General features: G+C 53.5%; 15 protein-coding genes. 3 read left to right on the forward strand and 12 right to left on the reverse strand.

Annotation, left to right across the window (positions count from 1 at the left end; all coding sequences use genetic code 11):
* Positions 1-6: 6 nt before the first annotated feature.
* From phnK to phnE, 7 genes are read right to left on the reverse strand one after another with little or no spacing between them, the layout of a single operon-like run.
* On the reverse strand, positions 7-765 hold the full coding sequence (gene phnK / locus OGX98_RS00590; protein ID WP_048222381.1) for a phosphonate C-P lyase system protein PhnK: 759 nt from the start codon (positions 763-765) through the stop codon (positions 7-9).
* Positions 762-1,553, reverse strand: coding sequence for an alpha-D-ribose 1-methylphosphonate 5-phosphate C-P-lyase PhnJ (phnJ, locus tag OGX98_RS00595; RefSeq protein ID WP_231593097.1), 792 nt, complete (start codon positions 1,551-1,553; stop codon positions 762-764). Before phnJ ends, phnK begins: the two co-directional genes overlap by 4 nt.
* A gap of 46 nt (positions 1,554-1,599) precedes the next feature.
* Positions 1,600-2,667, reverse strand: coding sequence for a carbon-phosphorus lyase complex subunit (locus OGX98_RS00600; RefSeq protein ID WP_048222378.1), 1,068 nt, complete (start codon positions 2,665-2,667; stop codon positions 1,600-1,602).
* Positions 2,667-3,251: a phosphonate C-P lyase system protein PhnH gene (gene phnH, locus OGX98_RS00605; protein WP_200012890.1), complete on the reverse strand. Its 585-nt coding sequence runs from the start codon at positions 3,249-3,251 to the stop codon at positions 2,667-2,669. Before phnH ends, OGX98_RS00600 begins: the two co-directional genes overlap by 1 nt.
* Positions 3,248-3,700, reverse strand: coding sequence for a phosphonate C-P lyase system protein PhnG (gene phnG / locus OGX98_RS00610; protein WP_045438737.1), 453 nt, complete (start codon positions 3,698-3,700; stop codon positions 3,248-3,250). The genes phnH and phnG overlap by 4 nt, the downstream gene beginning before the upstream one ends.
* Positions 3,701-3,704: 4 nt before the next feature.
* Positions 3,705-4,430 carry a phosphonate metabolism transcriptional regulator PhnF gene (gene phnF, locus OGX98_RS00615; RefSeq protein ID WP_045438740.1) on the reverse strand — a complete coding sequence of 242 codons (726 nt, stop codon included), beginning with the start codon at positions 4,428-4,430 and terminating at the stop codon, positions 3,705-3,707.
* 20 nt (positions 4,431-4,450) lie between these two features.
* Complete coding sequence (gene phnE, locus OGX98_RS00620; protein WP_045438742.1) at positions 4,451-5,230, reverse strand: phosphonate ABC transporter, permease protein PhnE; 780 nt, start codon at positions 5,228-5,230, stop codon at positions 4,451-4,453.
* Between phnE and OGX98_RS00625 the strand changes: the two genes are divergently transcribed.
* Complete coding sequence (locus OGX98_RS00625) at positions 5,169-5,345, forward strand: hypothetical protein (RefSeq protein ID WP_286594702.1); 177 nt, start codon at positions 5,169-5,171, stop codon at positions 5,343-5,345. The genes phnE and OGX98_RS00625 overlap by 62 nt on opposite strands.
* On the opposite strand, the gene phnD is transcribed toward OGX98_RS00625, so the two are convergent.
* The 4 genes from phnD to OGX98_RS00645 all read right to left on the reverse strand — a co-directional run bounded on the left by phnD (position 5,326) and on the right by OGX98_RS00645 (position 8,190).
* Positions 5,326-6,342 carry a phosphonate ABC transporter substrate-binding protein gene (gene phnD / locus OGX98_RS00630; protein WP_045438745.1) on the reverse strand — a complete coding sequence of 339 codons (1,017 nt, stop codon included), beginning with the start codon at positions 6,340-6,342 and terminating at the stop codon, positions 5,326-5,328. The two genes, OGX98_RS00625 and phnD, sit on opposite strands and share 20 nt — an antisense overlap.
* Before the next feature lie 65 nt (positions 6,343-6,407).
* Entirely contained in the window at positions 6,408-7,196 is a 789-nt protein-coding gene (gene phnC, locus OGX98_RS00635) for a phosphonate ABC transporter ATP-binding protein (RefSeq protein ID WP_045438756.1), read from the reverse strand.
* 132 nt (positions 7,197-7,328) lie between these two features.
* Entirely contained in the window at positions 7,329-7,775 is a 447-nt protein-coding gene (gene yjdN, locus OGX98_RS00640) for a VOC family metalloprotein YjdN (RefSeq protein WP_045438759.1), read from the reverse strand.
* A gap of 79 nt (positions 7,776-7,854) precedes the next feature.
* Positions 7,855-8,190 (reverse strand): zinc ribbon domain-containing protein YjdM, encoded by a 336-nt coding sequence (locus OGX98_RS00645; protein WP_003031835.1) that lies wholly within the window; start codon positions 8,188-8,190, stop codon positions 7,855-7,857.
* Positions 8,191-8,743: 553 nt separating this feature from the next.
* On the opposite strand from OGX98_RS00645, the gene crfC reads away from it, so the two are divergent.
* Entirely contained in the window at positions 8,744-11,098 is a 2,355-nt protein-coding gene (crfC, locus tag OGX98_RS00650) for a clamp-binding protein CrfC (RefSeq protein WP_045438762.1), read from the forward strand.
* Positions 11,095-11,988 carry a diguanylate cyclase regulator RdcB family protein gene (locus tag OGX98_RS00655; RefSeq protein ID WP_045438764.1) on the forward strand — a complete coding sequence of 298 codons (894 nt, stop codon included), beginning with the start codon at positions 11,095-11,097 and terminating at the stop codon, positions 11,986-11,988. Before crfC ends, OGX98_RS00655 begins: the two co-directional genes overlap by 4 nt.
* A gap of 29 nt (positions 11,989-12,017) precedes the next feature.
* On the opposite strand, the gene kdgT is transcribed toward OGX98_RS00655, so the two are convergent.
* Positions 12,018-13,016, reverse strand: coding sequence for a 2-keto-3-deoxygluconate transporter (gene kdgT / locus OGX98_RS00660; protein WP_045438773.1), 999 nt, complete (start codon positions 13,014-13,016; stop codon positions 12,018-12,020).
* Positions 13,017-13,482: the final 466 nt, after the last annotated feature.

Genomic DNA, 13,482 nt, shown 5'->3' on the forward strand with positions numbered 1-13,482 from the left:
GGCCTCTTAATTCTGCAGTACGGACGACACCAGCAGTTGGGTATAGGGGTGATGTGGATCATCGAGCACGCGGTCAGTTAATCCACTTTCCACCACCTGACCTTGCTTCATCACCAGCAAACGGTCTGCCAGCAGACGCGCCACGCCTAAATCATGGGTGACAATCACCACAGCCAGATCCAGTTCCACCACCAGGCCGCGTAGCAGGTCCAGCAGTTTGGCCTGTACCGAGACGTCCAGCCCGCCGGTGGGTTCATCCATAAACACCAGTTTGGGATGGGTGACGAGGTTACGGGCGATCTGTAAACGTTGCTGCATGCCGCCGGAAAAGGTGGTCGGCAGGTCGTCAATACGTGAAGCGGGGATCTCGACCTCCTCCAGCCAGCGCATCGCGGTGGCTCGGATGTCACCATAATGGCGCGCGCCGGTAGCCATCAGGCGTTCGCCGATATTGCCACCCGCCGAAACCTGGCGGCGCAGACCGTCCATCGGATGCTGATGCACCACGCCCCATTCGGTACGCAGCAGGCGCCGGCGGTCGGCTTCACTCATGCCGTACAGCGAATGGTTCTGATACAAAATCTCACCGCTCTGCGGCGTCAGACGTGAGGAGATCGATTTCAGCAGCGTAGTTTTGCCGGAGCCGGACTCGCCGACGATGCCCAGCACTTCGCCAGGCCACAGGTCGAAAGAGACATCGCTGAAGCCCTTGCCCGGCGCGTAGAGGTGGGTCAGGTTGTTGACCGAAAGCAGCGGTTGCGTCATTTGCTGAGAGCCTCACTCTGTTGGCGGCAGTAATCGGTGTCGGAGCAGACAAACATCCGTTTGCCGGTGTCATCGAGCACCACTTCGTCGAGATAACTGTGGGTTGAACCGCAGATGGCGCAGGGCTCATCCCAGCTCTGCACCGTGAACGGGTGATCGTCAAAATCGAGGCTTTCCACCCGGGTATAGGGCGGAACGGCGTAGATCCGTTTTTCACGGCCTGCGCCAAACAGTTGCAGGGCTGGCATCATATCCATCTTCGGGTTGTCGAATTTTGGAATGGGTGACGGGTCCATCACGTAGCGCCCGTTAACCTTCACCGGATAGGCATAAGTGGTGGCGATATGGCCGAAGCGGGCGATATCTTCATACAGCTTCACCTGCATCACGCCGTACTCTTCCAGCGCGTGCATGGTGCGGGTTTCCGTTTCGCGAGGTTCGATAAAGCGCAGCGGCTCCGGGATCGGTACCTGAAAGATCAGGATCTGATCTTCAGTCAGGGGTGTTTCCGGGATCCGATGACGAGTCTGGATCAGCGTGGCGTCTTCTGTTCGCTCAGTGGTATTTACCCCAGTAATGCGTTTGAAGAAGTTGCGGATCGACACGGCGTTGGTAGTGTCATCTGCACCCTGGTCAATCACCTTCAGCACATCCGGCTCGCCAATCACGCTGGCAGTCAGTTGAATACCACCAGTTCCCCAGCCGTAGGGCATCGGCATTTCACGGCCGCCGAACGGCACCTGATAGCCGGGAATGGCGACCGCTTTCAAAATGGCGCGGCGGATCATGCGTTTGGTCTGCTCATCAAGATAAGCAAAGTTGTAACCGGAGAGGTTAGTGGTCACGAGAGGCCTCCTGTTGCAGACGTTTGAGCAGTTCCAGCTCGGCCTGGAAATCGACGTAATGGGGGAGCTTGAGGTGCGAAACAAAACCCGCCGCCTCGACGTTATCCGCATGCGCCAGCACGAACTCTTCGTCCTGCGCGGGTCCCGTGACCGTTTCATCGTATTCGGGTGCCTGTAGGGCTCTGTCCACCAGTGCCATTGCCATCGCTTTACGTTCACTCATGCCGAACACCAGCCCGTAACCGCGGGTAAAATGGGGCGCTTCGTTCTCTGGCGCGACAAAACCGTTGACCATTTCGCATTCGGTCATCAACAGTTCGCCGACATTGACCGCAAATCCCAGCTCTTCCGGTACAGTTTCCAGTTCCACATAGCCGCTGCGGATCTCTGCCGCAAACGGATGGTTACGCCCGTAACCGCGTTGAGTGGAGTAGGCGAGTGCCAGCAGATAACCTTCATCACCACGCATTAGCTGTTGCAGGCGTGAGGCGCGTGAGCAGGGGTAAACTGGCGGTGTGCGGGTGATGTCATCGGGCGTTGCCCCGTTATCTTCTTCACGCTTTGCCAGTCCCTGGTTTGCCAGCAGAGAGAAGACGTGTGGGGATGCTTCCTGTGCGCTATCAGCGGTTCGCAGTGGCGGCGTTTCGCCATTGGCCAGCAGGGTAAAATCCAGCAGGCGGTGGGTGTAGTCGTAAGTAGGGCCTAACAGCTGTCCACCGGGAATGTCCTTGTAGACGGCAGAGATACGGCGCTCCAGGCGCATCTCTGCACTGTTTAGCGGCTCGCTCACCGCCAGCTTTGCCAGCGTTGTGCGGTAGGCGCGCAGCAGAAAGATGGCTTCGACGTTATCACCACTGGCTTGTTTCAGTGCCAGCGCGGCCAGTTCACGGTCAGCAATCCCGCCTTCAGTCATCACGCGATCGACCGCCAGGTTCATCTGCTGTTCGATTTGCGTCACGCTCAGTTCGGCAATGTCATCATCGCCCCGGCGTCGGTTTTCTTGCAGTGCGTGGGCGTTGGCTATCGCCTTTTCACCCCCTTTGACGGCGACGTACATCAGCACACCTCCACATGGGTGGTTCGCGGAATAGCCAGCAACCGCTCGCCGCAGGTCAGGATCAGATCGACTCCCAGCGGGAACGGGTGCGGGCGTTCGGTGAGTTCATGAATAATGCAGTCAGGCAGTTGTGGCGCAATCATCCGTTCTTCTGCAATGCCCGCACCCGTCAGGCGCAGCATTCGGCCACCGCTTAAACCTGCGACCTGCACAATCAGGGTGGCACTGGTCTCTGGCGCAACGGCGGAGCCGGAGGAGAGTGCGTTCAGTTGTTCGCTGCTGATGCGTTCGTCGGCAACGGCAAATGCCGCCAGTTGTGGCTGATCCACCAGCGACGCGTTAGTGTGAAAACGCAGGTTCTGGCTGGCAATGTCATTATTCATGGAAGGTGCCAGCCAGACCGGTGTGTCGCCATCGACCAGTGTCAGTAACACGCTGGTGGTCGCGAGATTCAGCGGCTGCCAGCCGTGTTTCAGTTGATGCAAGGCGACAATCACCCCCGGTTCGCTCATTGCTTTCAGCAGACGACGAAAGCTTTGTTGCGCGTCCTGGACGGGTAGGTTAAAGGCTGTTTGTAAGGTCATGCGTTATCTCCGCGTACCAGCGTGAAGAAGTCGACCCGGCTGGCGTTAACTTCGGCACGGCGAGCGCTAATCAGTGCATCGCGTTCCGCTTCCAGCGGGGTAATAAGGGTTTCCATTAGGCTCTGGAAATGCGTCTGTTCCTGGAGCAGTGCGTCAATGACGGCGCACTGCTCAGCATGGTGTTTATTACGTCCGAGCAGGTAGCTGTAGCCCAGCGTGCCGCTTTTAAGGCGTACTACTGCGCGGGTGAGCGTGGTGTCGCCAGCAAAGAAACGGTTGCCGGTGCCGCCCATACGGGCCTGAATCTGCATCAGTCCGGTTTCTGGTGCGCGGATCAGTTCATATTCCGGCGTCAGCTTCAGTGCCTGCAGACGCGCATTCAGGGTTTCAGCGTTGCTGTAAGCCAGCACGCGCATCCAGTGCTGGCGGGTGGCGATATCGACGTGCATTCAGTCAGTGCTCCATGGTGAATTCGATCATGTCGGCGCGGGTCAGGCTGACGGAGTATTCCGCTGCATGCTCTTCGCCATCACGGTGGTTCAGGGTACGCACGCACAGCAGCGGCGCCATGTTGGGGATTTCCAGTATCTTGCTCTCTTTGGCCTGCGCGCGGCGGGCGCTGATACGCGTCTGCGTGCGCTGTAATGTCAGGCCAGATTGCTCGCGCAGATAGTCGTGCAATGAGCCGCTGTTAAAGCCCTGCAACAGGGGCCAGAGGGTGAGGTCGGAAAAGTAGTGGTCAATCTGACACAGAGCGATACCGTTCACCCGGCGCAGGGTGCGCAGATGAATGACGTTGTCGCCCTCTTTGACGCTCAATGCGTCGGCAATGTGGCTGGACGCCGGGCGCAGCACCGCCAGCAGTTTTTCGCTGGTAGGGTGGCTACCCTGGTCCAGCAGGTTCTGGCTGAAGCGCGCCTGAGCATTGAGTGGGTAATCGAACGGTCGCATCAGCACCAGTACGCCCACGCCCTGGCGACGCTGCACCCAGCCGCGTTCAACCAGTTGGTCGATGGCACGGCGCAATGTATGGCGGTTCACCTCGTAGCGCGCGGCAAGCTGATGCTCCGCGGGAAGGTAGTCGCCGCAGCGATAATGTTGACGAAGCTCCTGCTCAAGTCTCGCGGCAATCTCCTGATAACGCGTCGGATAACTGGTCGGATGTGTAGACAAGTGCATAGCAATCAATGCCTCGCTAATCAGATAAAGTGCTTACGTAAACGCTGGGAGAGGAAATCCAGCAGGCTGACGGTGACGATGATTAACACCATCAGGGCGCAGGTTTGCTGGAACTGAAAGCCGCGAATCGCCTCCCATAGCGTTACGCCGATCCCGCCTGCGCCGACCATCCCAACCACCGTGGCGGAGCGGACGTTGGACTCAAAACGGTACAGCGAGTAGGAGATGAGTAGCGGCATGACCTGCGGCAGAACGCCGTAGAGGATCTCTTCAATCTTGTTAGCACCGGTAGCGCGAATCCCTTCTACCGGACCGGGTTCAATGGCTTCTACTGCTTCGGAAAGCAGCTTGGAGAGCACCCCGGTGGTATGGATGAACAGCGCCATGACGCCTGCAAAAGGACCCAGGCCGACGGCGACGACAAACAGCATGGCGAAGACCATTTCGTTGATGGCGCGACAGGCGTCCATCGCCCTTCGCATCGGCTGGTAAATCCACCACGGCACGAGGTTATCGGCGCACATCAGGCCAAAAGGAATCGATAAAACAACAGCGAGGGCGGTACCCCAGACGGCGATTTGCAGAGTGACGGCCATTTCGCCCAAATAGTCCCGCCACTGGCTGAAGTCCGGCGGGAAGAAGTCGGCGGCGAAAGTCGCCATATTGCCGGAATCCTCGATCAGCGTGAGCGGGGCCATTTCGGCACCTTTCCACGAGACAACCAGCACGGCGAGAAGGATGGCCCAGCTCAGTAGCGAGAACCAGCTGCGCTTGGGTGGGGCGACGGTGATGGTTTGCATATTTGGCTCCGTTATTCTGTATTGCCGGATGGCAGCTTTGCCTGATCCGGCCTACGTTCGTACGCCCGGTAAGCATCGCGCCACCGGGCAATCCGTTACTGCACCGCTTTGGTGACGCTGGTCATCGCACCCAGTGCAGCAGTCAGGCGGTCGAGGTCGTCGAGCTGTGCTTTCAGCGCTGAGGTTTTGCTGGTTTTCTCTTCTGCATTCAGCCCTTTGTTGTCCTTCACGCCCTGCATCTCTTTAAACAACGCCAACTGACGAATCGGCACCAGTTGCAGATCGCTGGAGGCGCGGAATGGCGCCCAGCCCAGACGTTCCAGAGTGGCTTTCTCTTCTGGTGTTTTGCCGTAGTTCATAAAGAAGTCGTACACCTTGTCCTTGGTGTTTTCGGAGAGGTTCTTACGCCAGACGATCGGATCGCCCGGGATCAGCGGTGACTTCCAGATCACCTTCAGTTCTTTTAGTTTGTCTGGCGCGGAGGTTTTCAGTTTGTCGAGGTTTTCGGTGTTGTTGGTTGCCACATCCACCTGCTTGTTGGCGACCGCCAGGGCGTTAGTTTCGTGCCCGGCGTTAACCGTGCGTTTGAAGTCGCTGGCAGAAATATTGTTTTTGGCGAAGACGTAGTAACCAGGAACAAGGAAGCCTGAAGTGGAGTTAGGATCGCCGTTGCCGAAAGTCAGATCTTTGCGTTTGGCGATCAGTTCGTTCAGGTTGTTGATCGGGCTGTCTTTGTTAACGATCAGCACGCTCCAGTAACCCGGCGATCCATCTGCGGCGACGGTCTGTGCAAAGACCTGTCCGTTGGCGCGGTCCACTGCTTCCATGGCGGAGAGGTTGCCGTACCAGGCGATATCGACTTTGTTAAAACGCATTCCCTGGATGATCCCGGCATAGTCCGGGGCAAAGAAGGCGTTCACTTTTACGCCCAGTGATTTTTCCATGTCCTTCAGGAACGGTTCCCACTGTGGCTTCAGGTTTTGCTGTGATTCAGTCGAAATAATGCCAAAGTTCAGCGCTTTTTCCTGCTCTTCGGCATGCGCCGGGCTTAACAAGGTACTGATGCTGAACATGCTGGTGAACGCCAGCGCGGCAACGGCCTTATAGCTCATGTTTTTTCCTCAACGAGTCATTGTTCCAGGCTATTTCACTTGTCAGCCTGGCCTTTTCAGTTCAATTAAGCAGCCTGCGCGTTCTGTTCGACGCGGTTCATGCTGCGGTAGAGATGATCAAATCGATCGTTATCGAAGTGTTGGCTGCTGCCATCAAAGAAGACGTTCCCCTGACGCAGTGCGACAATGCGTTCGCAGTAACGCAGGGCGTAATCCACCTGATGCAGCGTGACAACCACGGTGATGCCGTCGGTCTGGTTAATGTCGCGCAGGGTGTCCATCACGATGCGCGCAGATTCCGGGTCCAGCGAGGCAATCGGCTCATCGGCGAGGATCACTTTTGCCTGCTGCATCAGCGCGCGGGCGATGGCGACGCGTTGCTGCTGCCCGCCTGAAAGCGTGGAAACGCGCTGATATGCAAAGTGCGCCATGCCAACGCGGGTTAGCGCCTGTAACGCACGTTGTTTCTGTTCTGACGTAAACCAGCTAAAACAAGTGCGCCAGAACGGTGTGCTGCCGAGCGCACCAATCAGCACGTTCTCCAGCACGGTCAGACGGTTCACCAGATTGAACTGCTGGAAGATGTAGCCGGTGTGAGCGCGGCTTTTGCGAATGTCGCGCGCCAGCCGGCCTTCACGCTGTACGGTGCGACCTAACAGTTCGACGTGACTGCCTGGTGATTTATCACCAGTAATCAAACCGCTTAAATGGCGTAAAAGGGTGGATTTGCCGGAGCCAGACGGCCCAAGCAGAGCGACCATCTCACCGGCACCGATATTGAGATCAACCGCGTTTAGCGCCTGATGTTGATTGAAGGATTTGGAGAGTTTTTCGACGCGAATAATCGTTTGCATGATGCGGCCTCCCTAAAAAAGTGGCCCCATCGTGGCGGATTAATGTGACATTTTCGTTAAAGGAAGGTTACCTGGCGATGAAGAGTTGAGCGAGATTTGATGACAGTACGGGAGGGCGAGCCTCCCGTCAGGTTACTCGGTTGGCTGCGGTTGCTTCACGACGTTAATCATCCATGGCACACCGTATTGATCGGTGACTTTACCGAATCCGTGCGCCCAGAAGGTTTCCTGCCAGTCCATTTCGATTTGGCCTTTGGCGGCAAGTTTGTCAAACCAGCGCTTCCCTTCGTCGACATGTTGCGTATCAAGAACCAGCGTGAAACCGGAATAATGTGCGTTTCCTGATGAAACAGCATCACTCATCATGATATCGCTGCCCGCGATACGCAGATTAGCGTGGGCTATTGCAGTATCGGGGAATTTCATACCTGAAGGGCAACCCTCTTCGCTGTCCTGTGCCGATTTGGGCATTTCACCAAAGTTGATTTTGTAGAGCAGCTCTGCGCCCAATGTCTGTTGGTAGTATGCGATGGCGTCGGCGCAATTGCCGGCAAAAGAGATGTAGGGACTTAATGGCATAATTTTTACCTCAGTAAAAGAAGCCAGTTAAGTGTAGTTAGCGTAAGCCCGGTAAGCGAAGCGCCACCGGGCATAATCATTAGTTCTTTTTCACGAACTCGGATTTCAGTTTCATTGGGCCAAATCCATCGATCTTGCAATCAATGTTGTGGTCGCCTTCAACCAGACGGATGTTTTTCACTTTGGTCCCAATCTTCAGCATTGAAGAGCTACCTTTTACCTTCAGATCTTTCACGACGGTAACGCTGTCGCCGTCGGCCAGCAGGTTGCCGTTAGCGTCTTTCACGATCAGTTCGTCGCTGTCCTGAGCCGGTTCAGCATCGTTCCATTCGTGGGCGCATTCCGGGCAAATGAACATGCCGTTATCTTCGTAAGTGTATTCGGAGTTGCATTGTGGGCAGTGTGGTAATGACATGTAGATTTCCTCAAAAGTCAGCAGGGGCAAAAGCGCCCAAAAATGGCAGATTGCCGAAAAAGGCCGCAATTATACATAAAATCCCTGCTTTTGTCGGGACTACTGTCCGATTAAGAAAAATGGCAGGCTGCAGTTAAACACCACAATACCTTTGCTTTCCAGTACCTGAAATCCGGACTGAATATTTTTTAAGGGAAATTGCTACGCTTTGTTATTTAAGATAAGGTGAGGCAAACCACCTGATATTCATAGGTCACACGACTTTCAGTATCACTTAGCCATTGTATGTGAATGCTTCACGACCCCTTAATTTAGGTAGGGGAATTAAGCTGGCATTTTTTAAAACTGAACTACTCTCTTTATCTTTCTTACTTAATACAGTAAGTGAGAGGCCTCAGGCCAACGGTTATACATTGAATTCTATATTAAAAATATCAATTGGTTGTTTTGATTTTTAATTATTTCCACACGTAATTATAAAAGCCGAAAGTCTATAAATAAAACGATTTGGCTAAATAAAAGCACTGCTATTTGCGTTAAGGAAAAATTTTCCATGTACACACAGACAATATATGAATTAAGTCAGGAAGCTGAACGCTTGCTGATGCTCTCTCAGGAACATCTCAAGCAATTACAAAAATTGCCCGCGACATCGTTGGATAACGTCACGCAGAAAGAAGGAGAGCATAGCGGACAGGTACAGCCCCTGCATTTCAGTGCGCGTGGCATGGATGTCCAGCAGGCAACGCTCAACAATGAGCTGCGAAAGATAACGCGTCTGGAGATGGTGCTGGCTATTGTCGGCACCATGAAGGCGGGTAAATCGACGACAATAAACGCGATTGTGGGTACGGAGGTTCTGCCTAATCGTAATCGCCCGATGACGGCGCTGCCGACGCTTATCCGCCATACGCCAGGTCAGAAAGAGCCGGTGCTGCATTTTTCTCATGTTGCACCGATTGATGCCTTGATGAATTTATTACAGCAGCGCGTGCGGGAGTGCGATCGCCAGCTTCTGACTCAGACGCTGGAAATTGATAAGGATATGAATGCCCTGCTTCAGCGTATTGAAACCGGCGTGGCATTTGAACGGTATTATCTTGGCGCAGAACCTATTTTCCACTGTCTCAAAAGTCTGAACGATCTTGTGCGTCTGTCAAAAGCGCTGGAGGTCGATTTTCCTTTTTCCGCTTACGCAGCGATTGAGCATATTCCGGTTATTGAAGTTGAGTTTGTGCATTTGGCCGGGCTGGCGAGCTATCCGGGGCAATTGACCCTGCTGGATACGCCGGGGCCAAATGAGGCGGGGCAGCCGCACTTACAAAAGATGCTTAATGAACAGCTGGCGCGGGCTTCAGCGGTGCTGGCGGTGATGGATTATACCCAACTGAAATCTATTTCGGATGAGGAAGTCCGTCAGGCCATTACAGCGGTTGGAAAGTCGGTGCCGTTGTACGCTCTGGTGAATAAATTCGATCAGAAAGACCGCAATAGTGATGATGAAGAGCAGGTGCGGGCGTTGATTTCCGGTACCTTGATGAAAGGCGCTATTACACCTGAACGTATTTATCCGGTTTCTTCAATGTGGGGATATCTGGCGAACAGGGCGCGTCATGAGTTGACGACTAACGGGCGGTTGCCGGATCACCATAAACAACGCTGGGTACAGGATTTTGCCGAAGCGGCGCTCGGCAGGCGCTGGCGAACCACCGATCTTGATGATACGGAGCATATTAGGCATGCCGCCGATTTGCTTTGGGAAGATTCATTGTTTGAGCAGCCGATTCAAAAATTGATCCATGCTGCCTACGCTAATGCTTCGCTCTATGCACTACGCTCTGCGTCGCATAAGTTATTGAACTATGCGCAAAGCGCGCATGAATACCTGGAGTTTCGCTATCACGGCTTAACAGTAGCGTATGAAAAGCTGCAGCTGAATGTCAGCCATATTGAAGAAGATATGCAGCAGCTTCAGGTGAGCCAGGAGCGGGTGAGTGATGAAGTTAACCACGAGGTTGAGCTGGCGCTGGAATCTGCCACGGCGTTTCTCAATCAACAGCAAGCCGATATTCTTTTTAGAATTAATGCGTTCTTTGCAAAAGAAAACGTGTTGAGGATTTCACAACACGGTATGGGAGCGTCCATTGCAGCGGCGGAAATGGCGGGTGAAATGCTGGTGCTGCATGACGAAGGGCAAGCGAAGATTGTATTAGATAAAATTCGGTCGTCCTGTGAAGTCGTCCTGCTGGCAGCGCAGGAGAATATCAGTCGCGATTTGGCGTTGCGTTTTGAGCAACTGGAGTCGACGCTGTCGCGGACGTTAAACGAGGCCATGAGGCCAATTGAGCTGCGGGTGAAAGAGGAACTGAGCCATACCGGATTTCGTGCGCGGATCCGTTTTCCGGCATTTCATGCGGCGATGTTCAACTTCAATACTCGCCAGTTGTTTAACGAAGCCATTGAACAGGATATGCCGTCGGAAAATACCACCTCCACGGTGGGAGGCGTGCGGGACACTTTCTCCCGCTGGCTGAACCAGCCAAACTGGGGATGGAATGATTACGTTGAAACCAAAACGCGTTACCTGATTGATATGAGCGTACTGCACAAGAGCCTGGTGCAGTACGTCACCCTGTTTTGCCAACAAATCCGTAAAGCTTTAGTGGCGCAGGTCGATATTTCCGTTACGGCAGGTATGGCAACGTTTTTTGCCGATTTTTCACTGAGCCTGACGCAATTACAGGCGAGCCTGCGTGAGAGTTTGGCCCTGCGTCAGCAAAATGAATCTGCAGTGAATGCCCTGAGTGAGCAATTACAGCATCGTATTGCGACTGCGGCATGGATTTATGAAGATTCTCGCTTGCTACGTGACGATATTCACACCCTTTTTGCAGTAGAGCATACATGACTAACGTGTTACTGGAAGGCCCAGGGCGGACGCTGGAGTGTGTCTACCCGAAGTTTATGGTCGATCTGGTTCAGGGAGATGAAACCAAACGTTCCGGCGGTTTTCTGCAACAGCAGAAGCGACTGCGCGCGCGCCTGACGCAAGAAGTGTTATCCCAGACTCAGCTTCGGGCGTGGGTTATGGCGGGAGTGTCCAGCGAGCACCTGGTTATGCGTCTTAAGCTGGTGGAGAAACTGGCGGGAATGATCGATCCGGGGCATCTGGCACTGATGCGTATTGCTGAACGACTGTTGTTTATGCATCAAATGGAAAATCCGCGCGGTCAGGCCACCCAGGGCGTAATGCTGCAGATAAGCGCACTCTCCGACTGGTTTACACAACGCAGCGCTTATAAAAAGAAGGCGCTTGTCCAACGAGGGCTGACTGTCCAGGCTGGTGAACATAGCGAACAAATTTTTACTCGCTGGCGTGCCGGCGCTTATGACGGCTGGTCATTGCCGGGGCGCTGCTTCATCGCGCTGGAGGAGCTACGTTGGGGAGCCTTTGGAGATGCCTGTCGGCTGGGGAATGCCGATGTGGTATCGATGCTAAAAGACAATCTGCGCACGATGGCTACCCAGGCGCTGGCACATAGCGTAAATGCTGCACCTACTACGCGTCATTATTATCACCAATGGCTCAGTACACCTGCTGTCGGCGGATCAAGTGAACACAACGATATGCTGAGCTGGCTTGGTGACTGGTGTGATGCAGAGCGGCATCCGGTGAGCTGGTCGGTAACGCAGCGTTGGCAAAATGTGGCGTTGGGAATGCCGAGGCTGTGTTCGGCAAAGCGGTTAGTTGATGCGATGGTTGAAGAGATTTTTGCACCGTCCTCTCTCATGGGTTGAGAGGGGACGGTGAGTACGTTGGGGCAAACTTAGTGGTGCAGAGAATCCGCTGGTGTGGCCGCAGTCTCTGTGACGACCGGCTGTTTGTTAAAACGTTTGGCGTACAGCGCGGTGATAATTGGTACCAGAATCGCAGTGACAATAACGCTGGCGGCAACCAATGCCGTCGCTGAGGCGGCAACGGGTTCAAATGCCGGGTTAATCTGAGCGATGATCACCGGATTTGCCACCGCAGCACCTGCCGCAGAAGAGGCTGCGACGCCCGCAGTACCGTTCCCTCCGCCAATGACACGGTCGGCAATAATCAGCGGGATACCAGTAATAACGATTACCGCGACACCCAGCAGGATACCCAGCAGACCGGTATCAACAATGACGCTCAGGTTAATGGTGTTACCCAGCGCGAAGCCGAAGAACGGAATCAGCACCGGCGTCGCTTTGCTGAAGAAGGAACGCAGGTCGTGATCCAGGTTACCCAGCGCAAAGCCAATCAGGAACGGTAAGACTGCACCGACGAAATGGTGCGGTTCGAAGGAAGCGAGACCTGCAGAACCCAGGATGACCATAGTCATTAACGGGCCAGACTCCAGTGACATCAGAACGAATGCGCCGGACTCTTCTTTAGTACCGTACTGATTCATCAGGCTGGCGTACAGACCACCGTTGGTCATGTCCATTGCCGAGACTATCGCCAGAACGGAAAGACCCGCAAAGAAACCAGTTTGAATACCTGTGTCAGGGATAAATGAAGCGGCAATCATTGCCACTGCCCAGGCCACGGCTATTTTGGTTAATACCAGCGTACCGGATTTGCGTAATACCGTTCCGGTTGCGCGTAAATCAATAGATGCGCCAATACAAAAAAACCACACAGCCAGAATCGGAACGGTGCCGCTGATCATTCCTTTTGTAAATGAACCGAAATAAGCACCGGTATCGGGAGCTAACGTATTTAATACTGCGCCTAATAACAGTGGAATCAACATCATTCCGCCGGGGATGCGTTCAATCGTGGCTTTAATTTTCATAAACGTCCTCATGTCTTGTCGCTGGTATCAAACGCGCAAGAAATTAAAAATTATTTAAATTCAAATGGTTACTTAAAAATAACAACAAAGAAAACGGCTATCTCTTTGTTTTATAAAATCTAACGCGGCATACGTTGAGCATCTAACTGCTCCCAGGGATATTGCGTCTGGAATTAGTGTGCATTCATGAGAACGATGATTCAATCAAAATAAAACGGTGTTTTAGTTATCTTCATCACATATTCCGAGCAAAAATTCCTAAAGCTTCCGGCTATTAAAAAATCTGTGAATTTTTTGTGAAGGGATTAGATGTTTTTTTCGCTAGCAGAATAATAATGACTGCGGTGATTGTTGGTGCGACAGGGTGATTCTCTTGTAGATAATTGCCAATAAATCGCAACGACTTTATGTAAAAAAGCTGACTAAGAATGACCTTATTTACGCATGTTGACGAAATGAAAAACTA

This window comes from Citrobacter sp. Cm046, from assembly GCF_030333065.1.
Classification (GTDB): domain Bacteria; phylum Pseudomonadota; class Gammaproteobacteria; order Enterobacterales; family Enterobacteriaceae; genus Citrobacter; species Citrobacter murliniae.

Bases quoted from the DNA above. Each gene is read 5' to 3' on its own strand.
- phnG (WP_045438737.1), bottom strand. From the start codon at position 3,700: ATGCACGTCGATATCGCCACCCGCCAGCACTGGATGCGCGTGCTGGCT.
- phnE (WP_045438742.1), bottom strand. From the start codon at position 5,230: ATGCAAACCATCACCGTCGCCCCACCCAAGCGCAGCTGGTTCTCGCTA.
- OGX98_RS00655 (WP_045438764.1), top strand. From the start codon at position 11,095: ATGACTAACGTGTTACTGGAAGGCCCAGGGCGGACGCTGGAGTGTGTC.
- crfC (WP_045438762.1), top strand. From the start codon at position 8,744: ATGTACACACAGACAATATATGAATTAAGTCAGGAAGCTGAACGCTTG.
- phnJ (WP_231593097.1), bottom strand. From the start codon at position 1,553: ATGATCCGCCGCGCCATTTTGAAAGCGGTCGCCATTCCCGGCTATCAG.
- phnH (WP_200012890.1), bottom strand. From the start codon at position 3,251: ATGACCTTACAAACAGCCTTTAACCTACCCGTCCAGGACGCGCAACAA.
- phnC (WP_045438756.1), bottom strand. From the start codon at position 7,196: ATGCAAACGATTATTCGCGTCGAAAAACTCTCCAAATCCTTCAATCAA.
- phnD (WP_045438745.1), bottom strand. From the start codon at position 6,342: ATGAGCTATAAGGCCGTTGCCGCGCTGGCGTTCACCAGCATGTTCAGC.
- OGX98_RS00600 (WP_048222378.1), bottom strand. From the start codon at position 2,667: ATGTACGTCGCCGTCAAAGGGGGTGAAAAGGCGATAGCCAACGCCCAC.
- OGX98_RS00625 (WP_286594702.1), top strand. From the start codon at position 5,169: ATGGCCCAGCTCAGTAGCGAGAACCAGCTGCGCTTGGGTGGGGCGACG.
- phnK (WP_048222381.1), bottom strand. From the start codon at position 765: ATGACGCAACCGCTGCTTTCGGTCAACAACCTGACCCACCTCTACGCG.
- phnF (WP_045438740.1), bottom strand. From the start codon at position 4,430: ATGCACTTGTCTACACATCCGACCAGTTATCCGACGCGTTATCAGGAG.
- yjdN (WP_045438759.1), bottom strand. From the start codon at position 7,775: ATGCCATTAAGTCCCTACATCTCTTTTGCCGGCAATTGCGCCGACGCC.
- OGX98_RS00645 (WP_003031835.1), bottom strand. From the start codon at position 8,190: ATGTCATTACCACACTGCCCACAATGCAACTCCGAATACACTTACGAA.
- kdgT (WP_045438773.1), bottom strand. From the start codon at position 13,016: ATGAAAATTAAAGCCACGATTGAACGCATCCCCGGCGGAATGATGTTG.